Below are 22,863 nucleotides of genomic sequence, written 5' to 3' on the forward strand. Positions count from 1 at the left end.
CCAGTTTCTCTCGGGGTGCTTTACTTCATTCACGTGTTAGTGAAGAAAAGCGAAAGACTACTTAGCCTTTTCGATGATCTCCACGAGACGCCAGCGCTTGTCGGCAGACAGCGGGCGGGTCTCGGCGATGAGTACGAGGTCGCCGATGCCGGCGCTGTTCTCTTCGTCGTGAGCCTTCACGTTCTTGTTGCGACGCATGACCTTGCCGTAAAGGGCGTGCTTAACACGGTCCTCTACATCAACGACGATGGTCTTCTGCATTTTATCGGAAACCACGTACCCGCGGAGGGTCTTGCGGTCGCCGCGCTCTGCTGATGCAGCCACTACGTTCTCCTTCTCGCTCATTACTTGGTTTCCTCAGTTGCTTCCGCAGCGTCAGCCTTCTTCGAAGCCTTCTTGGCCTTCTTAGCTTCTTCTACTGGGACAACAACTTCTGCACGAATGCCCAACTCGCGTTCGCGAAGTACCGTGTAGATACGTGCGATATCGCGCTTGACAGTCTTGAGGTTGCCGTGCGATTCGAGCTGACCGGTGGCCGACTGGAAACGGAGGTTGAACAACTCCTCCTTGGCCTTCTTAAGCTCCTCGACCAGACGGGCGTTATCAAAGCCGTCCAGTGCTTCGGTTGCTAGATCCTTGGATCCGATTGCCATTCCTTATTCACCACCTTCGCGACGCACAATGCGTGCCTTCAACGGCAGCTTGTGGATTGCCAGGCGCAATGCCTCGCGAGCTACCTCTTCACTGACACCGGAGAGTTCGAAGAGAACTCGTCCCGGCTTTACGTTTGCGACCCACCATTCCGGCGAACCCTTACCGGAACCCATGCGGGTTTCGGCTGGCTTCTTGGTTAGCGGACGGTCCGGGTAAATGTTGATCCAGACCTTACCGCCACGCTTGATGTGGCGGGTCATGGCGATACGTGCAGCTTCAATCTGACGGTTGGTAACGTAGGCCGGTGTAAGGGCCTGGATACCGTATTCGCCAAAAGCTACGGTCGTACCACCCGATGCTGCGCCACTCCGGTTGGGGTGGTGCTGCTTGCGGTACTTGACGCGGCGTGGGATAAGCATTTAAGCCTGTCCTCCTTCTGCGCCTGCTGCCGGAGCTTCAACAGCTGGTGCTGTTGCTTCCGGTGCAGTGTTGCGGTCGTTACGACGACGGCGTTCGCCACCTTCTGGACGTCCACCCGGACGTCCACCCGGACGGTCGCCGCGGCCACGAGCAGGAGCTGCTGCAGCCTGAGCTGCCAGTTCCTTCGAGGTTACGTCGCCCTTGTAGATCCAAACCTTCACGCCGATGCGGCCGAAGGTGGTCTTGGCTTCGAACATGCCGTAGTCGATGTTCGCACGCAGGGTGTGCAGCGGCACACGGCCTTCGCGGTAGAACTCCTTGCGGGACATTTCTGCCCCACCCAGACGACCGGAGCACTGTACGCGGATGCCCTTGGCACCTGCGCGCATTGCCGACTGCATGGCCTTCTTCATGGCGCGGCGGAAAGCCACACGTGAAGCAAGCTGCTCGGCGATGCCCTGTGCAACAAGCTGAGCTTCGATCTCGGGGTTCTTGACCTCGAGGATGTTCAGCTGAACCTGCTTGGCGGTGAGCTTTTCGAGCTCGCCACGGATGCGGTCGGCTTCGGCGCCGCGGCGACCGATAACGATACCCGGGCGTGCGGTGTGGATATCCACACGTACACGATCGCGGGTGCGCTCGATCTCCACGCGTGCGATGCCTGCGCGCTCCATACCGGTGGTCATCAGTTCGCGGATACGGATATCTTCTTTGACGAAGTCCTTGTATCGCTGGCCGGCCTTGGACGAATCAGCGAACCAGTGCGAAACGTGGTCCGTGGTGATTCCGAGGCGGAACCCGTGCGGGTTAACCTTCTGTCCCATTTACTTTTCCCCACCCTTCTTAGGGGTTGCGACGACCACAGTGATGTGGCTCGTGCGCTTCTTGATCTGGTATGCGCGACCCTGAGCACGCGGCTGGAACCGCTTCATGGTCGGACCCTCGTCAACAAACGCTTCGCTGATGATCAGCTCGTCTTCATTGAACGCGATTCCCTCGCGGTCAGCAGCGGCACGGGCGTTAGCCACTGCCGATGCAACAACCTTGAACACCGGTTCTGAAGCTGCCTGTGGGGCAAACTTCAAAATCGCCAGTGCTTCGTTCGTCTGCTTGCCACGAACCAGGTTGACGACGCGCCGGGCCTTCATAGGCGTCACGCGAATATGGCGCGCAATTGCCTTGGCTTCCATTGCTTTCCTTCTCTCGTCTCTCGAAGAAGTGCTAAGCACTCACTAACCCTCGCGGGTTAGCGGCGCTTGCCCTTCTTGTCGTCCTTCACGTGGCTGCGGAACGTCCGGGTCGGGCTGAATTCGCCGAGCTTGTGCCCGACCATCGACTCGGTAACAAACACGGGAATGTGCTTACGTCCATCGTGTACGGCAATCGTGTGACCGAGCATGTCGGGGACGATCATCGAACGGCGGGACCACGTCTTGATGACGTTTTTGGTGCCCTTTTCGTTCTCAGCAGCTACCTTAAGGAACAGGTGCTGATCGACGAAGGGGCCTTTCTTCAGGCTGCGTGGCATGTTTCCAGGCTCCTATCGCTTGTTCTTGCCGGTACGACGGCGACGCACAATGAGCTTGTCGCTTTCCTTGTTCGGACGACGTGTGCGTCCTTCACGCTGACCGTTCGGGTTGACTGGGTGACGTCCACCGGACGTCTTACCTTCGCCACCACCGTGCGGGTGATCAACAGGGTTCATGGCAACGCCACGGACGGTCGGGCGTACGCCCTTCCAGCGCATACGGCCGGCCTTACCCCAGTTGATGTTCGACTGCTCGGCGTTGCCAACTTCGCCGACGGTTGCGCGGCAGCGCACGTCAACGTTGCGGATTTCGCCCGAAGGCAAACGCAGCTGAGCGTAGCGACCCTCACGGGCCACGAGCTGAACGGATGCACCTGCGGAGCGAGCCATCTTGGCACCGCCGCCCGGACGCAGTTCCACAGCGTGGATAACAGTACCCACCGGGATGTTGCGAAGCGGGAGGTTGTTACCTGGCTTGATGTCGGCTTCTGGGCCGGCCTCAACGGTATCGCCCTGCGCGAGCTTGTTCGGTGCAATGATGTAACGCTTGGTTCCATCAATGTAGTGAAGAAGCGCGATGCGTGCTGTACGGTTCGGGTCGTACTCGATGTGAGCGACCTTTGCCGGTACGCCGTCCTTGTCGTGACGACGGAAGTCGATCAGACGGTACTGGCGCTTGTGTCCGCCACCCTTGTGACGGGTGGTGATCTTACCGGTGTTGTTACGGCCGCCAGTCTTGTGCAACGGGCGAAGCAACGACTTTTCCGGAGTCGATCGGGTGATTTCTGCGAAGTCGGCAACGCTCGAGCCACGAAGGCCCGGGGTTGTCGGCTTGTACTTACGGATTCCCATAGTTTAATTCCTCGTTAAAGTGGTCTCCGCTTAGGAAAGCGGACCGCCGAAGATGTCAATCGAGCCTTCCTTCAGGGAGACAATCGCACGCTTGGTAGCCTTGCGCGCCCCCCATCCGAATTTGGTGCGCTTACGCTTGCCGGCACGATTAAGGGTGTTTACGGAGTCAACCTTGACCGAGAAGATAGCTTCTACGGCGTTCTTGATTTCCGTCTTGTTTGAACGCGGGTCAACGAGGAAGGTGTACTTACCTTCATCGATCAGACCGTAGCTCTTTTCCGAGACAACGGGTGCGATGACCACGTCGTGCGGGGACTTTGAGAAGGTGCTCATTTGGCTTCCTCCTTCTGGACCAGGGCTTCAAAAGCTGCCTTGGTGAAGATGATGTCATCGGAAACCAGAACATCGTAGGTGTTGAGCTGGTCTACGTAGAGAACGTGCGTCTCAACAAGGTTGCGGCACGAGAGTGCTGCTACATCATTGGTGCGTTCGATGACTACGAGTAGGTTCTTGCGCTCAGAAACGGCGCGAAGGGTAGCCAGTGCTTCCTTGGTGTTCGGCGTGGTGCCGGCAACCAGGGATTCAATGACGTGAACGCGGTTGTTACGAGCGCGGTCAGACAGGGCGCCGCGCAGTGCAGCAGCCTTCATCTTCTTGGGGGTGCGCTGGCTGTAATCGCGAGGAGTCGGGCCGTGCACGATGCCGCCACCGGTCATGTGAGGAGCACGGATTGAACCCTGACGGGCGCGGCCGGTGCCCTTCTGCTTGAACGGCTTGCGACCTGCGCCGGAAACTTCCGAGCGGTCCTTGGTCTTGTGAGTACCCTGACGAGCAGCTGCAAGCTGGGCCACAACGACCTGGTGCAGCAGCGGGACGTTGGTCTGTACGTCGAAGATCTCCGAAGGGAGTTCAACCTTAAGTACGTTAGACATTTAGTTATGCTCCCTTCACAGCGGTGCGTACGAGAACGACGCGGCCGCGAGCGCCTGGAACGGCACCCTTGATGAGTAGCAGGTTCTTCTCGGCGTCAACAGCGTGAACCGTGAGGTTCTGCGTGGTAACGCGCTCGGCACCCATGCGTCCGGCCATCTTCTGACCCTGGAACACGCGGCCCGGAGTCGAAGCGCCACCGATGGAGCCAGGCTTACGGTGGTTCTTGTGAGCACCGTGCGATGCAGCTGCACCGTGGAAGCCGTGGCGCTTCATAACGCCAGCGAAGCCCTTGCCCTTGGAGGTACCTACGACGTCGACCTTCTGGCCGGCGGCGAAGATTTCGACGGTGAGTTCCTGGCCGGTGGCGTAGGAATCAGCGTCAGCGGTGCGCAGCTCAACGACGTGGCGACGCGGGGTAACCCCAGCAGCCTCGAAGTGACCAGCCAATGGCTGGGTGACCTTGCGCGGATCGATCTGGCCGTAGCCGATCTGAACAGCTACGTAGCCATCACGCTCGGCGTTACGCAGCTGGGTGACAACGTTGCTGTCAGCCTGTACAACGGTTACCGGGATGAGGTTGTTGTTCTCGTCCCAAACCTGGGTCATGCCGAGCTTCGTGCCCAGCAGGCCCTTTACATTACGGGTTGCGGTCATAGTTTTCTCGCCACCTCCCCTAGAGCTTGATTTCGATGTTGACATCCGCCGGCAGGTCAAGACGCATCAGCGAATCTACTGCCTTCGGGGTCGGATCGATGATGTCGATCAGACGCTTGTGCGTGCGCATTTCAAAGTGCTCACGGCTGTCTTTGTACTTGTGTGGTGAACGAATTACGCAGTAAACGTTCTTCTCCGTTGGGAGCGGCACTGGGCCGACTACGGTTGCGCCTGCGCGCGTGACCGTCTCAACGATCTTCCGGGCAGAAACGTCAATGACCTCGTGGTCATACGACTTCAGCCGGATGCGGATTTTTTGTCCCGCCATGGCGTCATGCCTCTTTCTAATTAGCACTCTCTGTACAGTTACTGTGCCCTACGGGTCTTTTAAGGGACCGGCACGCCTCGCATCGAACTGAATCCGGGTATAAAACCCGGGTTCCTCAATCCGCCGAAGCCCGACCCCCGCGCTCGGGCGTGTCGCGCTTTCGAGCGATACTAACCCGCAATAAATGCGTGGGGGTGATGTTCAAGCTTCCATTCAATTCAGTTGTATTGCTCCCCAACCCCGGGCATTATCCCGGGTGAGACACAATCTCGGTCGAAACCCCATTGCCCCGATCTCGGTAAACCGATCAGCGGACATGGAGCACGGAAAACTTCATGAACAACTTGTCTAGTTTGGCAGACGCACGGGCAAAACACCAACTCGAAGGCTCCTTCAAAATCCATCAATCGATTCATCGCCTTAGCTGCGACTTCTCATCGACCCCCGCGCTCGGGCGTGTCGTTTTTAGGCGGAGGGGTCTACAGCACCGAAATTCCGGTATTTTCTTTTCGGCCCGGCAGGGAAACAGCCGATTTCCGACGCGCCGAAGCACTCGCAAACCGCGTGACAAAGCTCACCGGAGGCGAAGGCTTACGGGAAAGTTCGGGACTATCGGCTATTTCGATCGTCTTTGCCCTGGGCACGTCGAATGGACTTTGCCCAATCGATCTCCTTGGAGAAGGTCTTCCGGATCCATAGCAGGGCCATGACTACGACGATGATCACCACAAGGGCTATAAGAAACTTCATGCCTTTCAGCATACGCAGGCTGGCGTGCTGAATGTAGGTCGAGATCAGCCCGGCTTGGCGTTCTGCGAATATCAATAATTCTGTGCGGCTCGGCAATCCGAATGGATCAGGGGACGTACCTCGTTACAACGTGTACGGTGCCTTGACGAATATGCTCTCACCAATAATCTTTTTGCGGCCCACAAACTTGTTCGGTAGTTCTCGGCTTTCTATCGAGCTTTTCGAGACATTGACCAAAAGATGATGGCTTCCCATATCCACTACATAGCAGCCGCGGATATTGCTCAGGGCATCTGCGGTTTGGAAGATGCCCGGTTGCACGATGAAATCGATGATTGATTCCCAGCGGCCGAGTTTCTTCCGTCGAATCAAGGGGTAGATTATCTGAGCGTTTGGATATTTACCCCTGACCGCAGCATCGTACTTATCTCGAGCCTTGCCAGATTTTTGGTACTGCGTAATATCAATCGGCTCAATTACCACCGGTGCTGGGGTGTGCTCGCTCATTCCCACTAAGTAGTCGAGACTTACCCCGAACACGCCCGATAAGGCCTTAATATTTTCAATGTCGGGTAATCCACGATCATTTTCCCACTTCGAAACCGCCTGTCGAGACACGAAGATTTTTTCGGCGAGCTCGGCTTGAGACAGTCCTGCTTGTTTGCGGGCTGCTGCGATTTTTTCTCCGAGTGTCATCTTCGGTACCTCTCTTAACGTGTTTTGTCGCTATCTGAATGCTGGGCGGCTGCGACGTTTCTTCAAGACTAGTAAATCTGCACCGTCTAATCCCTCAAGCGGTGCCTTATCGGGTGCGACGCTTCGTGGCATTTGGGCAAATACCGCATGCCACGTTCCGTAGCATGCGGTATTTCCTTGCAAACCAGGGCACAAGTAGTTCGAGAATCGCGATCTGTCGATGTTCGACGGAGGGTCAAAGAGGTTCGCCATCCACCTCAGAATGCTCCGTCCGAGAACTCACGACAAACTTGTACCTCGCTGGCGCTGACTACTACCGTAGTTCTCTTCCCTGCTCGGTTGCCGATTCCTCATCTATAGATCTTGAGCTTGCGTTCTTGCGCGTCGAGTCTTGGTTCATTTTCCCCAACCGCCACAGCGCCAGCGCAATCAGCAGGGCTGCCAAGATCAGCAACAGTGCAAAGGTGTAGCCACGCAGGAACCACAGCACCGCTACACCAATACCAATGGCTGCCCAGAGTGTGAACATCCGCCGGTTGGAAAGCAGCCCGAAGACCAGTAATCCGGCAAAGGTCAACAACACCACCAATTGTTCGCTCAACGTCGAGTCAACGATGGTTCCAAGTCCCAGCAGTGAGAGAAGCCCGGCGGCAAGTAAGAGCGTAACCACTGCGCGCATTTCTCGTTGACGGAAAAACTCGTAGGCAGCTAGGAGCGCTATGACGATGACCCAGTAATAGAAGAATCCAAAGAACTCAAAGCCAATGCCTGCGGCTATCAAACACCGTTGCAACACTGCCGCGGCCAACACGAAGCTGATTTCATAGGCGGCTTCGCGCAAGTGCCGCGGGAATTCCAGGGCCGCTGCGGCAAGAGCGCCGATCATGAAGAGTCCTGCACCGAGATACACGTAGGCACGCTGTGAACTTATCAGTCCGGTAAGACCTGCTACCCCCACAAGAATAAGCGTGGAGGTAAAGATGACCCGGGCGTGGGCCGGGGCAAACCCCTCGTGGCGTTGCAAGATTGAACTAAACGGCACGCTTGGACTATTAAAACGTCCGGCAAAGATCGAACCAATCAAGAGGATCAAGCTGGCTCCTGCCAGCAGGAGCATATCGTCGCGTGGATGAGCAGGTGCCAGTAGCGCTGCGACACGGAACAGCTCTAAGGCGTTTTCTAGCGCAATCAGGAGGAACACCACGGTGCCGATGAGCACCAACGGTATTCCCAGGCCGGCAGCAAAAACAATCGTGGCGACACCTGCCAAGACCGCAGCAACCAACTGCCATCCAGTGGACAGCTCACTACAGATACCCAAAACACCTAGCAAGAAGATTGCGGCAAGCAAGGCACGAACTACCCGATAGCGTGCTTCACCGATCCCCAGCTTTTCACTGAGCACCACTGCCACGACTAGCAGCATCAAGATTGTTGCAGCGGTCTTTGTGCCCCACAACCCAACTGGTAGCCAGCCTCCATCACGAAGCATGACCCATTGGGCCGGAACAAGGATGAAGGCCATGAGGGTGAAAGCGCCTAAAGCCCACAAACCATATTCTCCCCAGCGTTCCCACGTCTCCGGCAGAGATTTCGGTGTGTACAACAAGGACCCGATGAAGACCAGTAGACAGATCAGCTGGATCAGCAATCCTGCTTGATCAATTTCCCCCGCTGCCCACCCCACATAACTGAAGGTCGGCAGCATCAACACACCAAGTGTTCCGAGGTTGAAAGCCTTTTGTGTTGTGGCAGAACCCAGCATTGCCACGCGAGCACCCACGAGTAGTCGCGCGCTTTGCGCCACAGTGGTGGTCAGCGCGAACAAGGCAAACTGTCCATGCGCATCCATGCTGAACCGATCGGCAATATGCCATGCTGTCGCTGAAAAGAGAATTTGAGCGGCCAAGGCATAAAAGTATCCGGGTACTGCAGCATCTTTAGATACGAGTCGCAGGAGCACATAGGTCAACCCGAGCAGCGCCACGATTTCGCTCAACCACGCTGGTTCCAAGAAAGCACCGAGCCATAAGGCACCGCCAAGACTTATTGCGGCTCCCCCATGAATCAGCCGTCGCACCGAGTTTCCGGTAATCAGACCGGGCATCGAATGCTGCATTGACGTATTGTTTGATGCCCTAACCAGGGAGCCAAGCCTTGGAGTACCAAGCAATACGCTGGCACTGATCAGGCCCAGCGCCAATATCACCCACATGAGAGGTTGGCTCAGATCTTGGTTCAACCAAAATTCATCGCTCCAGCTTGTTCCGCTAAACGTACGGCTGCCCCGTGATGCCCGCCTAAATTGCAGCCAGGCAGTCAAGATGAAGACCAGCAGTAGTCCACCAGCGAAGAATCCCGCGAGAATCTCTTCGGTCTCAAATCGCTTGGCTTTTGTAGAGGCCTGACGCTTCTGCTTCAGCGATGTCTCAGTGCCCGAGACCCATAGGCGCCAGATTGACCACGCCACCAGGCACAGCACTCCGAGAACGAATCCCGTCATGCCGGCAAATTCGACAATAGTCCGTTGGGTCCGCAGTGTGCTGGGCAAGACTGGCAAATCCTCGAGCCCAACATCTGAAATGGCACGGGTGGAAAGTTGCCAACCTGCGGCAGCAAAAACAAAGATCCTGGCAACGAGCAGCGGGAGAGTCAATCGCCACGCCAGCTTGGTCAATTGGGCAACCTTTGAATGGCGTTCCCTGACTAACCACCAGGTAGCGATCCACGCTGAGCCAAGAACTATTGATTGGAATCCGGGGGCTAACGGTCCGAACGAGCAGAGACTCAGCAGTCCAATGACCAGCGGGGTAAGCAAGAATGTTCCACGCACGCGCACTGCGATAAGTATTGAAGCAATCAGGACTACTGGTAACGACCAGTCATAGTTCGCATTCAATTGATACCGCGATGAACTAAGTGCGTCGGATGCGATAGTCGCCACCGAAGTCAAAGCACCTAGCGAGAGTAGGCTCCACAGCTCAATCCTGACAAGTGCAGGTTTGGGTGCTACCTTGCGTGAATACCAGAGCACTCTGTAGCTCAAAGCCACAGCCTGGGCCACGAAGAGCACACTTAATACCCGTGCGATGGTGCTGCTACTTGCCTCAAGATGGATCATCAACGAAAGCAACGCGAGCATTATTGCTAGACGTCCGGCAAGTTGGTCCCAATAGCGCTCACGTGTTGGAGCGACAACACCAGCGATTGCGTAGTATGCGCACGCAGCAGCAAACAGCCAGGTGTAATCCAAGGCATTGAGTAGCGGCAACGAAAGTAGCGCAGCCAAAATAGTTGCTGGAACCAGATATTTGTGAGCTGCCGTAAAAGATTGCAGGTAAAGATTATTCAGCCAGCGAGGCTTGAATATCGTGGCAAGAGTGATTCCTGTGGCAAGTAACATGCTGAAAAGGAAGTAGAAGACTAGTCCACGGTTAAGTACCGCACCGCCGGCGTATGCGGTAGACACCATAAAGGTAGTGCTAAGTGCGGCAATTACCCTCGAGCGCAGCTTTCCTGCCGCATACACAAATGCCGCGGTGCCAATGATTGAGGTAATCAGCCAGACGCTTCCCGCACTTGCGGGCAGCAGGATAAAATATGCAAGGCCCGTCATGGGCAGCAATGCCAGGCCCGTGGAAGCAAAGGCGACAGCTGCGGGGCGTAAACGCTCGCTGCGCTTGTGAGTAATCAACCCGCCAGCGTAGAAACCCGCGGTAACCAGAGCCAGTCCCACAACTTTGGCCGCTGGATTCAAAGCCAAGGAGATGAATAGCGATGCTGCGGCGACCAGCAAGAGTGCGGCAATATACAGCGTGATATTGATGTTGCGTAGCGCTCGAACTTGCGGATCAACCACAACAGGCACCCACGGCGCGGGCCTCTCGGGAGCTTGATCACCAGCCGCTGCCGGGCGTATGACCTCAAAGACTTTTTGTCGAGGCGGCACCCCTTCAGTTTGGCTAGCGAACGCTGGCCGCGATTCCGGTGTGCGGTTCTCCCCCGGCGCTTTCGCGGGTATCGCGGTGGCCTGAAGGTGTTGCTCTGGCTGCTGTTTGACCGGTGGTGAAGATTCCCTGGGTAACGGCTGACCAGTTCCCGCACCTTCGGCAAGAGCAGTGGGCACAGTTACTATACCTGGAGCCGTACTGTTGGTGCGCTGCGCGGCCTCAAAACCTTCTTGCCATGCATTTGCCAGGCCAGTTTCCGATATATGAGTGCTCTTCTTGGCCTTCCGCTTGGCTACATAACCGCCAATGAAAAAACCACCGAAAAAGACAATCAGGAAGGTCAGGAACGATGACATGGGGAGGTCTCACGCCTTTCGCCAGAAGAGGGATCATTGTCCACTTAACGTGGCACGAAGGAATGCGGATGCAGGTCGCGTTCAAGCGTACCCCATTCAGGCTAATCGTTTTACTTATGTGTTCGCGCCGTGCGGAGAAGTGCTTTTGGGCATGCAAAGAGGAAGGCCCCCAACTGTCGAAACAGCGGAGACCTTCCTCTTTTAGACCCTTAGGTCAAGATCTGCGAAGTGAACTTACGCGGTGATCTTGGTGACCTTGCCCGAACCAACGGTGCGGCCGCCTTCGCGAATTGCGAAGCCGAGGCCCTCTTCCATGGCGATCGGCTGGATCAGCACGACAGACATTTCGGTGTTGTCGCCAGGCATAACCATTTCCGTGCCTTCCGGCAGGGTGATTACGCCGGTTACGTCCGTGGTACGGAAGTAGAACTGCGGGCGGTAGTTCGAGTAGAACGGGTTGTGACGTCCGCCTTCATCCTTGGACAGGATGTAGACGTTTGCCTCGAACTCGGTGTGCGGGGTGATGGAACCCGGCTTGACGATGACCTGGCCACGCTCTACGTCTTCGCGCTTGATACCGCGAAGCAGCAGACCACAGTTCTCGCCAGCCCAAGCTTCGTCGAGCTGCTTGTGGAACATCTCGATACCGGTAACGGTAGTCTTCTGAACCGGGCGGATGCCAACGATTTCAACTTCCGAGTTGATGGCAAGGGTGCCACGCTCGGCGCGACCGGTTACAACGGTGCCACGACCGGTGATGGTGAAGACGTCTTCAACCGGCATCAGGAACGGCTTGTCGCGGTCACGAACCGGGGTCGGAACGTGAGTGTCGACTGCGTCCATCAGGTCCTCAACGGACTTGACCCAAACCGGGTCGCCTTCCAGAGCCTTCAGGCCCGAAACACGCATAACCGGTGCCTCGTCGCCATCGAAGCCCTGTGAGGAAAGAAGTTCGCGAACTTCCATTTCCACGAGGTCGAGGAGCTCTTCGTCGTCTACCATGTCGGACTTGTTCAGTGCGACGAGCAGGTACGGAACGCCAACCTGGCGAGCAAGCAGAACGTGCTCGCGGGTCTGAGCCATCGGGCCATCGGTAGCGGCAACCACGAGGATCGCGCCGTCCATCTGAGCAGCACCGGTGATCATGTTCTTGATGTAGTCGGCGTGACCTGGAGCATCAACGTGCGCGTAGTGGCGCAGCTCGGTCTGGTACTCGACGTGCGAGATGTTGATGGTAATACCGCGCTGGCGCTCTTCCGGTGCCGAGTCGATATTAGCGAAATCGCGCTGCTCGTTCAGATCCGGGTACTTGTCAGCAAGTACCTTGGAAATGGCGGCGGTCAACGTGGTCTTACCGTGGTCAACGTGACCAATGGTGCCGATGTTGACGTGCGGCTTGTTCCGCTCGAACTTTGCCTTTGCCACAGGTTCCTCCTAGAAACGTTTACAGAAGACGTACCTCGCCCACTCGGATCGCGGGCGAAACTTATATAAGTCTACTGGGGGCTTGGTGAATTGTTTAAATTACGGCTGCCGTCAAGATTCGGCAAAGAATCCGTCGGTTCGCCTGGTGTGGGCCGGGTTGGATTTCTCCGCCCCGGCCCCACCGGAAAGCCATTCACCCGAAGTCCGGGGTCACGGCCAATTTTAGATCCTGAGCGAGATTACTCGCCGCGGGACTTCTGGATGATCTCGTCGGCAACTGCCTTCGGGACCTCGGCGTAGCTCGAGAAGGTCATCGAGTACACTGCACGACCCTGAGTCTTTGAACGCAGGTCACCAATGTAACCGAACATTTCAGACAGCGGAACCGTTGCACGGATAACCTTCACGCCTGCTGCGTCTTCCATCGAAGCGATGGATCCACGGCGGGAGTTCAAGTCGCCAATGACGTCGCCCATGTACTCTTCCGGGGTACGAACTTCTACGTCCATAACCGGCTCGAGGATGATCGGGTTGGCGCGGCGTGCGCCTTCCTTGAACACCTGGGAACCGGCGATCTTGAACGCCATTTCCGAGGAGTCAACGTCGTGGTAGGCACCGTCGAGGAGGGTCGCCTTGACGCCCACCATCGGGTAACCTGCCAAGATACCGAACTGCATGGCATCCTGGATACCTGCGTCAACCGACGGGATGTATTCGCGAGGAATACGGCCACCGGTGACGGCGTTCTTGAATTCGTAGATGACACCGTCGACAACTTCCAGGGGCTCGAACGAGACCTGGACCTTTGCGAACTGACCCGAACCACCGGTCTGCTTCTTGTGGGTGAAGTCGACCTTCTCCACAGCCTTCTTGATGGTTTCGCGGTATGCAACCTGCGGCTTGCCAACGTTGGCTTCAACGCGGAATTCGCGACGCATACGGTCCACCAGGATGTCCAAGTGGAGCTCGCCCATGCCGCCGATTTCGGTCTGGCCGGTGTCTTCGTTGAGGGAGACGGTGAACGTCGGGTCCTCAGCCGAAAGCTTCTGGATTGCAGTCGAGAGCTTCTCCTGGTCACCCTTGGTCTTCGGCTCAATGGCAACGAAGATCACTGGATCAGGGAAGGACATCGATTCGAGAACGATCGGGTGTGCCGGATCGCACAAGGTATCACCGGTGGTGGTGTCCTTGAGTCCGATCACTGCGTAGATGTGACCCGCGTGGATCTCGTCTACCGGCATTTCCTTATTGGCGTGCATCTGGAAGAGCTTGCCAATGCGCTCCTTCTTCTGCTTCGTCGAGTTCAGCAGCTGGGTGCCTGAGACAGCCTTGCCGGAGTACACGCGAATGAAGTTGAGCTGACCAAAGAACGGGTGTGCAGCAATCTTGAAGGCAAGAGCCGAGAACGGCTCGTCTTCGGACGGCTTGCGAACCAGTTCGATTTCTTCGTTCTTCGGGTCGTGACCAACCATGGCCTCAACGTCGAGCGGCGAAGGCAGGTAATCGATGACAGCATCGAGCATCGGCTGAACGCCACGGTTCTTGAAGGCAGAGCCACAGAAGACCGGGTAGAGAGCCGAGGTAACAACCATCTTGCGGATGCCGGCCTTGAGTTCAGCAATGCTGATCTCTTCGCCTTCGAGGAACTTCTCCATGAGCTCGTCAGAGCCCTCGGCGACGTCTTCGACCATCTTGGCGCGGTATTCTTCGGCCTTTTCCTGGAGGTCGGCCGGGATCTCGCGAACTTCGTAAGCGGCACCCATGGTGACGTCGCCCTTGGAGTCGCCTTCCCAGACGAAAGCCTTCATGGTCATCAGGTCGACAACGCCGGTGAACTCGGATTCCGAGCCGATCGGCAGCTGCATAACCAGCGGCTTGGCACCAAGACGCTTGATGATGGTATCTACGGTGTAGTAGAAGTCAGCACCGAGCTTATCCATCTTGTTGACGAAGCAGATACGCGGAACGTTGTACTTGTCAGCCTGGCGCCAAACAGTCTCAGACTGTGGCTCCACGCCTTCCTTGCCATCGAATACGGCAACTGCACCATCGAGGACGCGCAGTGAGCGCTCTACCTCAACGGTGAAGTCAACGTGACCCGGGGTATCAATGATGTTGATCTGGTTGTTGTTCCAGAAGCAGGTTACGGCGGCAGACGTAATCGTAATGCCGCGTTCCTTTTCCTGCTCCATCCAGTCGGTCGTTGCGCCACCGTCGTGGGTCTCGCCGAGCTTGTGGTTCACACCCGTGTAGAACAGGATGCGTTCCGTTGTAGTGGTCTTACCGGCATCGATGTGGGCCATGATGCCGATGTTGCGGACCTTGTTCAGGTCGGTAAGCACGTCCTGTGCCACGATGTCTCCCTAAGTTGGTATCGATTCTTGTGGCGGAACCGATTTGTGATCAGTCCCGCCATAAGAATAGAACGCTTTTTACCAGCGGTAGTGGGCGAAGGCCTTGTTGGACTCTGCCATCTTGTGAGTGTCTTCGCGACGCTTGACAGCGGCGCCCAGACCGTTCGATGCATCCAGGATCTCGTTCATGAGACGCTCAATCATCGTCTTCTCGCGGCGAGCCTTGGAGTAGCCAACCAACCAGCGCAGTGCAAGCGCGGTCGAACGACCTGGCTTGACCTCAACTGGTACCTGGTAGGTGGCGCCACCAACGCGGCGTGAACGAACTTCGAGGGCCGGACGGATGTTATCCATTGCCTTCTTGAGGGTTACAACCGGGTCAGCACCGTTCTTGGCCGCTGCACCTTCGAGTGCACCGTAAACGATACGCTCTGCGGTTGACTTCTTACCATCGACCAAAACCTTGTTGATCAGCTGAGTAACAAGCGGGGAACCGTAGACCGGATCCGAGACTAGGGGGCGCGCTGGCGCCGGGCCCTTACGAGGCATTACTTACCTTCCTTCTTGGCACCGTAGCGGGAACGAGCCTGCTTACGGTTCTTAACACCCTGGGTATCGAGCGCACCACGTACGATCTTGTAGCGCACACCCGGAAGGTCCTTCACACGACCACCGCGAACGAGCACGATGGAGTGTTCCTGTAGGTTGTGGCCAACGCCCGGAATGTAAGCTGTAACTTCTACGCCACCGGCAAGACGCACACGTGCGACCTTACGAAGTGCGGAGTTCGGCTTCTTCGGGGTGGTGGTGTACACACGGGTGCATACGCCACGACGCATTGGGTTGCCCTTGAGGGCGGGGGCCTTGGTCTTCTTGACCTTCGGCGAGCGGCCCTTACGGACCAGCTGCTGAATAGTAGGCACTTTCGTGTCCTCCGGTTTCTTTGTTCTGCGGCGCCGCCCACAAAAAACTGCTTGGAGACGCTGCGTTTATAGTCGTTTCATCACAGCGTGTTCAGGGTTGACCCCTAGGCGTGCGAAAGTGTGGCATCTGTTGCGCAACCTACCCGCAACCCGGACCGTGTCCATTTGCCACACATAAAAAACAATTAGCTTCAGCTTAGCACGGGATCGACAGCGCTCATGACATGGGGTCGCTCGCAGCACCGGCTACGGATCCCTTTAAACAAGCGGGAGTTGACACCCGCAGAGCAAAAACCCCGGGAACTCGGTATTCATTTCGTCCCTGACGCCTTAGCCAGAGAAAGCTATCTCACACTCACTCTTCATAGTCCTCCCCAGCTACCGTAAAACAATTATTTTCTTCCATGCCCACGCGCCGAGCAAACACCCTGAAACAAGACGATCTCAAAAGAATTACTACCGGGAAAAATTCATCAGCTACTCATGCACCTCTTTATTGCCGTCCACCGAAAGTTATCCACAGATTCGCTAACCCCACAACGAATCTTTACTCATATGCTTCAGAGTGGAGGACATGAGCACGGTAGCAAGACTCACAGATGCCGGGATAGCTGATCTCACACAGCTCCTGCCTCCATCCACGGAAGAGCTCGATGCACCAGTATCGAGTTCCGCGGATCAACAGTTGCGCCTGCTCGCCCTACTGAACTTGATCCTCAGAAAACTTACCGAGGATACTGCCAAGAATATTTGTGATTCACCAACCCGGGCCACCGAGCTGGCGTTACTCACCGAAGACCTCGTCAAAACCATGACACGCGTCCAACTGGTAGCCGCCGGAAAACTCGAGGACTCCGCCGCACACACGCTTCAAGAAGAACCACTCATCGCCTTGAACGAAGTCCATGAACACCTTGAAAAATTCATCGACGGTTCAGTTCAATTGCCACAAGACGCCTGCAACCCTACGGGTACCAAGATGCTGTACAAGGACACCGCAGAGTTCTGCAAGGCCCAAATGCATCTTTCCAAAGCACAAGCCACACATCGGCTAATCTCATGCGAACTATTACTTCCCCACACTGGCTTCAACGGCCGGCAGGTTCCTCCCCGGTTCAAGGTCCTGGGCGACGTGCTCGACGGAGGTAAAGCTGACCCCACCCAAATTGCGTTGGCCGCCCGTAAGCTCGTGGCCTTACAACCGGGTATCGACGCCCAAAAAGATCCTCAGGCCACCGCCGAACACATCGAAAATGTGCTGGCCGATTCCCTCGTCGGTCGCAACCCGGGGGGTACCGGACAACTTTTCAAGCATTTCACCGCGCATCTTGACGCTACTGCTCTGGAACAAGCCGAAGAAAAACTTGAGCCTTACGTAGGGCTACGTTGCAAGGGCAGACACGTTCGCGGATACGTGTGGGAAATTTGTACTGACCTCCAAGGTCATGAACTGCTCACCACGGTGGCCGCACTTGTGGCCAATCCACGTTCACGTTTTGGTCAAGAAACAGATACGCAAACAGGTATTTCTTCCAACGACTCAAAAGAAGCAGCAAAGCCCAGACAGCCAGAGCTACCCGGCTTTGGGAACGCAGAAAAAGAAGCAGCAACGAGCCCAGAAGCAGCACAACTACCCGATTGGGCTGCAGACCCGGACATGCCCGAGCAACAACGTCCGCGCGCAGAATTCCTTGACGTCGGTGGCACCGATCCTTCGTCAGACGATGGCCCATTCGTTGAGTTACTACCCGGTGAGAGTCTGGAAGCAGCCCGAGAACGCATCAAAGCCCGCGGCTTACTTCAATTCGTCCTAGATTCCATCCGCTTCATGGCCTCCGATGATCGAGAACGCTCCCCGGAGCTTCCCATGAAACCAAATATCGACATGTTGGTGACGATCTCCTGGGATTCACTTGTTGGCAAGCTCAACGACCCGGGTATTACCGGAAACAATCAACTGATTTCCGCCGGTTCTGCACGAAGAATGGCGTGCTCGGCAAATATCATTCCAGTAGTTCTGGGTACCCAATCTGAACCACTGGACCTAGGCCGAACCCAACGCTTTTTCAGCCGCGCTCAACGACGTGCCATGGCCCTACGAGATAAGGGCTGCATCAACCCGGGGTGTTCTATGCCGGCTTATCGTTGTGAGGCCAACCATATCCAGCCCTGGTATTTGGGCGGTAAGACCGACCTATGCAATGGTGCGCTACTATGCCCAACATGTCACGCTTCATTCCATGCCGAACATCTAAAGATCATCTTCGTTGGGGCTATCCCCTATGTACTTCAAAACAGGGCCTTAGACCCGGAACAGAAGCTCAGACGGAACTGGTTCTACCATCCCGAAGCCGCAACTATCTAAGCGCACTCAAGCACCCGTTGTATCTCTCGGTCGCCTGACCCTGAACGCACGCTTAGCGGGGGCGTGGGAGAAGGAACTAACATCTCATTCTTCAATAACCATTTGGCGGCCCAGAGCCGAAACTGCTTCGCGATTTCGCTGCTGGGCCGCTTTTCCATGCCCTCAAGTAAGCACTCGAGCATTAACCTGCTCGATGCTTTTGTAGGCGCAATAAAACCAATCACCCTACTGCGTTCTGACCACCAAAGATTTCTGCATTAGAGATCCTGTACGAGGAAAAACTCAGCTAGATCGAGAGATTAAGATACCGGTAGGTACCGCACTAACAGTCGTAAACACCGGGGTTTTCACGCCATTAGGCATGAAGTTGTGTCCATCCGGAGCTCAAAACCACAAACGCGACAGGTGAGTCTTTTGGTTTTCACGCTTTTTCATTTTGGTCTTGCTCAGCTTCACTATCCGACATGCTGTTCTTCTAGAATCTTTGCAACCCATGAGTATTGCAAAACTAACCTCAAGGTTTACTAAGTACGTGCTTCTAGTTTTTGCTAGGTACGCCCGAACCCAGAACCTGGCCGAAAGCTAGGTCTACGGTGCATAACGGGGGTTAATCAGCACAAGAAACTTTGGAAAAGTGTGTAGATACGCCTGTGGCCGGCAGTCTTCCTTTCGGAAGGCCTGCCGGCCACAAGGTGTGTTACATCAGCGGTGTCCCGCATTTAGCTGCGGGACACCCTTGCTCATGTCTTAGCGGAAATCGTTACCGAGATCGTAGTCATCCATGGCGATGGCGTGGAATTCCGGGCTCAGGCCCGGCTCCAAACCGTCGTAATCCATCCCGGTGGAGAATGCGGACTGACCGGTGAACAAGGAAGCCTTGGCTTCATCGGTCGGTTCCACGTTCACCTGGGTGTAGCGATCAAGGCCGGTACCGGCCGGGATCAGCTTACCGATGATGACGTTTTCCTTCAGGCCGAGCAATGGATCGGACTTGCCTTCCATTGCAGCCTGGGTCAGGACACGGGTGGTCTCCTGGAAGGATGCGGCCGAGAGCCATGAATCGGTAGCCAAGGAAGCCTTGGTAATACCCATCAGCTCGTCACGACCCGATGCCGGCTTCTTGCCTTCGGAAACAGCCTTGCGGTTTTCCGAGGTGAAGCGTGCGCGGTCAGCAAGCTCGCCCGGCAGCAAGTCGGTTTCGCCCGACTCGATGACGGTAATGCGACGCAGCATCTGGCGAACGATGACTTCCACGTGCTTATCGTGGATGCCTACGCCCTGGGACTGGTAGACCTCCTGGACTTCGCGGACGAGGAACTTCTGTGCCTCACGCGGGCCAAGAACACGCAGAACCTGCTTCGGATCGATGGCACCAGCAACAAGCTGCTGACCAACGGTGACCGAATCGCCATCGGCGACCAGCAGACGTGCACGACGCAGCACCGGGTAAGCGATTTCTTCGTCGCCGTTGTCCGGGGTGATCACGATGCGCAGCTGCTTCTCGGAGTCCTCGATGGTCACCCGTCCGGCAACCTCGGAGATCGGGGCAACACCCTTAGGTGTACGTGCCTCGAAGAGCTCCTGGATACGTGGCAGACCCTGGGTGATATCTTCCGCGGAGGCAGCGCCACCGGTGTGGAAGGTACGCATGGTCAGCTGGGTACCTGGTTCGCCAATGGACTGTGCGGCAATAATGCCAACAGCCTCACCGATGTCAACGGTCTTGCCGCTGGCCAGCGAGCGACCGTAGCACAGTGCACAGGTTCCAACGGCCGACTCACAGGTCAGCACGGAGCGGACCTTGATGTCGGTGACACCGGCAGCGAAGAGTTCGTCGATGAGCACGTCGCCCACGTCGGCTCCACCCTGGGCCAGTACCTTGCCGGTGGCGTCAACGACGTCGGTGGCGAGGGTACGGGTGTAGGCGGAGTTCTCCACGGTTTCGTGCATACGCACGGTACCGATTTCGTCGGTGTAGGCGATCGGCACGTTCAGGCCACGGGAAGTACCGCAGTCCATTTCGCGCACGATGACATCCTGCGACACGTCAACGAGTCGACGGGTCAGGTAACCGGAGTTAGCGGTCTTCAACGCGGTATCGGCAAGACCCTTACGGGCACCGTGGGTAGCGATGAAGTACTCGAGAACCGACAGGCCTTCACGGTATGAAGACTTGATCGGACGCGGGATGATCTCACCCTTAGGGTTAGATACCAGACCACGGATACCGGCAATCTGGCGCAGCTGCAGCCAGTTACCACGAGCCTTGGAGGTCACCATACGGTTAATGGTGTTCAGCTCTTCCATACCGGCCTGCATGGCCGCGGCTACCTCATCGGTGGCCTTGGTCCAGATGTCGATTAGGTCGCTACGACGCTCGTTATCAGCAATCAGACCCTTGTCGTACTGCGACTGCACGCGGCGCGCCTTCTCCTCGTACGGAGCAAGGATGGTTGCCTTGTCCATGTTCGAGGTGATGTCCGAGATCGCGACGGTGATACCCGAGCGGGTTGCCCACTTGAAGCCGGCATCCTTGAGGTTATCCAGCGTTGCCGCGGTAACAACCTTCGGGTATCGCTCGGCCAAGTCGTTGACGATGTCCGAGAGTGCATCCTTACCTGCAACCTGTTCTACCCATGGGTAGTCAGCTGGAAGGGTCTCATTGAAGAGAACCTGACCCAGCGAGGTGTTGATGAGGGCCGGCTGACCGGCTTCCCAACCCTCTGGTGCTGGCTGCTCGTCCGAAGGAACAAAGCCCGGAACACGAATCTGAACCGGTGAGTTCAGGTGCAGTTCGCCGCGGTCAAGGGCCATGATGGCCTCGGCCGGGGAAGCGAACGCACGACCGGCGCCAACCTCGTCAAGACGCTTGGTGGTCAAGTGGTGCAGACCGATGATCATATCCTGTGAAGGAAGTGCAACCGGGCGACCATCGGACGGCTTCAAAATGTTGTTCGAGGACAACATCAAGATGCGTGCTTCGGCCTGGGCTTCGGGGCTCAGCGGCAGGTGAACTGCCATCTGATCACCGTCGAAGTCGGCGTTGAACGCTGCACAAACCAGCGGGTGAAGCTGAAGGGCCTTACCTTCAACCAGCTGCGGTTCGAACGCCTGGATGCCCAAGCGGTGCAGGGTAGGTGCACGGTTCAGCAGTACCGGGTGCTCGGTGATGATCTCTTCGAGAACGTCCCAAACCTGCGGACGGTAACGCTCAACCATACGCTTGGCGCTCTTGATGTTCTGTGCGTGGTTGAGGTCAACCAGGCGCTTCATCACGAACGGCTTGAAGAGCTCCAGGGCCATCTGCTTAGGCAGACCACACTGGTGCAGCTTCAGCTGCGGACCAACAACGATGACCGAACGGCCCGAGTAGTCAACACGCTTACCCAAAAGGTTCTGACGGAAGCGTCCCTGCTTGCCCTTGAGCATGTCGGAAAGCGACTTCAGCGGACGGTTGCCTGGACCCGTTACCGGGCGGCCACGACGACCGTTATCGAAGAGCGAGTCAACAGCTTCCTGCAGCATGCGCTTTTCGTTGTTGACGATGATTTCCGGCGCACCGAGGTCCAACAAACGCTTGAGGCGGTTGTTGCGGTTGATCACGCGGCGGTACAGGTCGTTGAGGTCGGAGGTCGCAAAGCGGCCACCGTCCAGCTGTACCATCGGGCGAAGCTCTGGTGGGATCACCGGAACGGCGTCAAGAACCATGCCCAACGGGGAGTTGGTGGTAGTCAGGAACGCATTGACGACCTTGAGGCGCTTCAGGGCACGGGTCTTACGCTGTCCCTTGCCGTTTTCGATGATGTCGCGAAGAATTTCCGCTTCGGCAGGCATATCGAAGGACTCGAGACGCTTCTTGATGGCTTCGGCGCCCATGGAGCCCTCGAAGTACAGTCCGTAGCGTTCGCGCAGCGAACGGAACAGGCCTTCATCACCCTCAAGGTCAGCGACCTTCAGGTTCTTGAAGCGGTCCCAGACCTGGTCAAGACGTTCGATGTCCGCGTCGGCGCGCTTACGCACCTGGGCCATGGTCTTGTCCGCAAGGTCGCGGGCCTTCTTCTTCTCGGCAGCCTTAGCACCCTCGGCTTCGAGGGTTGCCATCTGCTCTTCCAGATCGCGTGCGATGGCTGCGATGTCGGAGTCGCGGTTGTCAACGAGCTGCTTGCGCTCCAGGTCATGCTGAGCCTGAAGGTTTGGCAGTTCTGCGTGACGACGCTCTTCGTCAACGGCGGTGACCATGTAGGCAGCGAAGTAAATGATCTTCTCAAGATCCTTCGGTGCCAGGTCAAGCAGGTAGCCCAAGCGCGAGGGGACGCCCTTGAAGTACCAGATGTGGGTTACCGGAGCTGCAAGCTCGATGTGACCCATGCGTTCGCGGCGTACCTTGGCGCGGGTTACTTCAACTCCACAGCGTTCGCAGATGATGCCCTTGAAGCGCACGCGCTTGTACTTGCCGCAGTAGCACTCCCAGTCGCGGGAAGGACCGAAGATCTTTTCGCAGAAAAGACCGTCCTTTTCCGGCTTGAGGGTGCGGTAGTTGATGGTTTCGGGCTTCTTAACCTCGCCGTAGCTCCACCCGCGGATCTCTTCCGCAGTTGCCAGGCCGATGCGCATGAGGCCGAATGAGGATTCGCTGGACATATGGTCCTTATCTCTCTTCTAAGTTCTCTGAAGT

At 56.6% G+C, this 22,863-nt stretch carries 20 protein-coding genes; 1 reads left to right on the forward strand and 19 read right to left on the reverse strand.

All coding sequences use genetic code 11. The features are described from left to right. Nucleotides 1-57: 57 nt before the first annotated feature. The 18 genes from rpsQ to rpsL all read right to left on the reverse strand — a co-directional run bounded on the left by rpsQ (nucleotide 58) and on the right by rpsL (nucleotide 15,823). Nucleotides 58-345 carry a 30S ribosomal protein S17 gene (gene rpsQ, locus CQ018_RS02085; RefSeq protein WP_105548300.1) on the reverse strand — a complete coding sequence of 96 codons (288 nt, stop codon included), beginning with the start codon at nucleotides 343-345 and terminating at the stop codon, nucleotides 58-60. Further along, nucleotides 345-653 (reverse strand): 50S ribosomal protein L29, encoded by a 309-nt coding sequence (rpmC, locus tag CQ018_RS02090; protein WP_105548301.1) that lies wholly within the window; start codon nucleotides 651-653, stop codon nucleotides 345-347. Before rpmC ends, rpsQ begins: the two co-directional genes overlap by 1 nt. A 3-nt stretch (nucleotides 654-656) precedes the next feature. Then, a complete protein-coding gene (gene rplP / locus CQ018_RS02095; protein ID WP_105548302.1) occupies nucleotides 657-1,073 on the reverse strand; it encodes a 50S ribosomal protein L16 in 417 nt (138 codons plus the stop codon). After that, nucleotides 1,074-1,898, reverse strand: a complete 825-nt coding sequence (gene rpsC / locus CQ018_RS02100; RefSeq protein ID WP_105548303.1) for a 30S ribosomal protein S3 — start codon at nucleotides 1,896-1,898, stop codon at nucleotides 1,074-1,076. It abuts the gene before it with no gap. Beyond that, nucleotides 1,899-2,264, reverse strand: a complete 366-nt coding sequence (rplV, locus tag CQ018_RS02105; protein ID WP_105548304.1) for a 50S ribosomal protein L22 — start codon at nucleotides 2,262-2,264, stop codon at nucleotides 1,899-1,901. A gap of 56 nt (nucleotides 2,265-2,320) precedes the next feature. Next, nucleotides 2,321-2,602, reverse strand: a complete 282-nt coding sequence (gene rpsS / locus CQ018_RS02110; RefSeq protein ID WP_105548305.1) for a 30S ribosomal protein S19 — start codon at nucleotides 2,600-2,602, stop codon at nucleotides 2,321-2,323. 12 nt (nucleotides 2,603-2,614) lie between these two features. Continuing rightward, nucleotides 2,615-3,454 (reverse strand): 50S ribosomal protein L2, encoded by an 840-nt coding sequence (rplB, locus tag CQ018_RS02115; RefSeq protein ID WP_105548306.1) that lies wholly within the window; start codon nucleotides 3,452-3,454, stop codon nucleotides 2,615-2,617. Nucleotides 3,455-3,484: 30 nt separating this feature from the next. Continuing rightward, nucleotides 3,485-3,787 (reverse strand): 50S ribosomal protein L23, encoded by a 303-nt coding sequence (gene rplW, locus CQ018_RS02120; RefSeq protein ID WP_105548307.1) that lies wholly within the window; start codon nucleotides 3,785-3,787, stop codon nucleotides 3,485-3,487. Then, entirely contained in the window at nucleotides 3,784-4,386 is a 603-nt protein-coding gene (gene rplD / locus CQ018_RS02125) for a 50S ribosomal protein L4 (protein WP_105548308.1), read from the reverse strand. The genes rplW and rplD overlap by 4 nt, the downstream gene beginning before the upstream one ends. A 4-nt stretch (nucleotides 4,387-4,390) precedes the next feature. Then, nucleotides 4,391-5,041 (reverse strand): 50S ribosomal protein L3, encoded by a 651-nt coding sequence (rplC, locus tag CQ018_RS02130; protein WP_105548309.1) that lies wholly within the window; start codon nucleotides 5,039-5,041, stop codon nucleotides 4,391-4,393. A gap of 19 nt (nucleotides 5,042-5,060) precedes the next feature. Beyond that, complete coding sequence (gene rpsJ, locus CQ018_RS02135; RefSeq protein ID WP_003803825.1) at nucleotides 5,061-5,369, reverse strand: 30S ribosomal protein S10; 309 nt, start codon at nucleotides 5,367-5,369, stop codon at nucleotides 5,061-5,063. Nucleotides 5,370-5,978: 609 nt separating this feature from the next. Then, nucleotides 5,979-6,119 carry a hypothetical protein gene (locus tag CQ018_RS19980; protein WP_181149723.1) on the reverse strand — a complete coding sequence of 47 codons (141 nt, stop codon included), beginning with the start codon at nucleotides 6,117-6,119 and terminating at the stop codon, nucleotides 5,979-5,981. A 123-nt stretch (nucleotides 6,120-6,242) separates the two neighbouring features. Then, nucleotides 6,243-6,815 (reverse strand): helix-turn-helix transcriptional regulator, encoded by a 573-nt coding sequence (locus CQ018_RS02145; protein ID WP_105548311.1) that lies wholly within the window; start codon nucleotides 6,813-6,815, stop codon nucleotides 6,243-6,245. Between the two features lie 313 nt (nucleotides 6,816-7,128). Continuing rightward, nucleotides 7,129-11,121, reverse strand: a complete 3,993-nt coding sequence (locus tag CQ018_RS02150; protein WP_105548312.1) for a hypothetical protein — start codon at nucleotides 11,119-11,121, stop codon at nucleotides 7,129-7,131. 234 nt (nucleotides 11,122-11,355) lie between these two features. Beyond that, the gene (gene tuf, locus CQ018_RS02155; protein WP_105548313.1) at nucleotides 11,356-12,546 is read right to left on the reverse strand and encodes an elongation factor Tu; all 1,191 of its coding nucleotides are present in this window, start codon (nucleotides 12,544-12,546) and stop codon (nucleotides 11,356-11,358) included. Nucleotides 12,547-12,785: 239 nt separating this feature from the next. Further along, entirely contained in the window at nucleotides 12,786-14,900 is a 2,115-nt protein-coding gene (fusA, locus tag CQ018_RS02160) for an elongation factor G (RefSeq protein WP_105548314.1), read from the reverse strand. A gap of 78 nt (nucleotides 14,901-14,978) precedes the next feature. Beyond that, nucleotides 14,979-15,449, reverse strand: a complete 471-nt coding sequence (rpsG, locus tag CQ018_RS02165) for a 30S ribosomal protein S7 (RefSeq protein WP_105548315.1) — start codon at nucleotides 15,447-15,449, stop codon at nucleotides 14,979-14,981. Beyond that, entirely contained in the window at nucleotides 15,449-15,823 is a 375-nt protein-coding gene (gene rpsL / locus CQ018_RS02170) for a 30S ribosomal protein S12 (RefSeq protein ID WP_068731493.1), read from the reverse strand. The genes rpsG and rpsL overlap by 1 nt, the downstream gene beginning before the upstream one ends. 574 nt (nucleotides 15,824-16,397) lie before the next feature. Between rpsL and CQ018_RS02175 the strand changes: the two genes are divergently transcribed. Beyond that, the gene (locus CQ018_RS02175; protein ID WP_105548316.1) at nucleotides 16,398-18,188 is read left to right on the forward strand and encodes an HNH endonuclease signature motif containing protein; all 1,791 of its coding nucleotides are present in this window, start codon (nucleotides 16,398-16,400) and stop codon (nucleotides 18,186-18,188) included. A 747-nt stretch (nucleotides 18,189-18,935) separates the two neighbouring features. Here CQ018_RS02175 and CQ018_RS02185 read toward each other — a convergent pair. Continuing rightward, on the reverse strand, nucleotides 18,936-22,829 hold the full coding sequence (locus CQ018_RS02185) for a DNA-directed RNA polymerase subunit beta' (RefSeq protein WP_105548318.1): 3,894 nt from the start codon (nucleotides 22,827-22,829) through the stop codon (nucleotides 18,936-18,938). Between the last annotated feature and the right edge of the window lie 34 nt (nucleotides 22,830-22,863).

The organism is Arthrobacter sp. MYb227 (assembly GCF_002975435.1).
Lineage (GTDB): Bacteria > Actinomycetota > Actinomycetes > Actinomycetales > Micrococcaceae > Paeniglutamicibacter.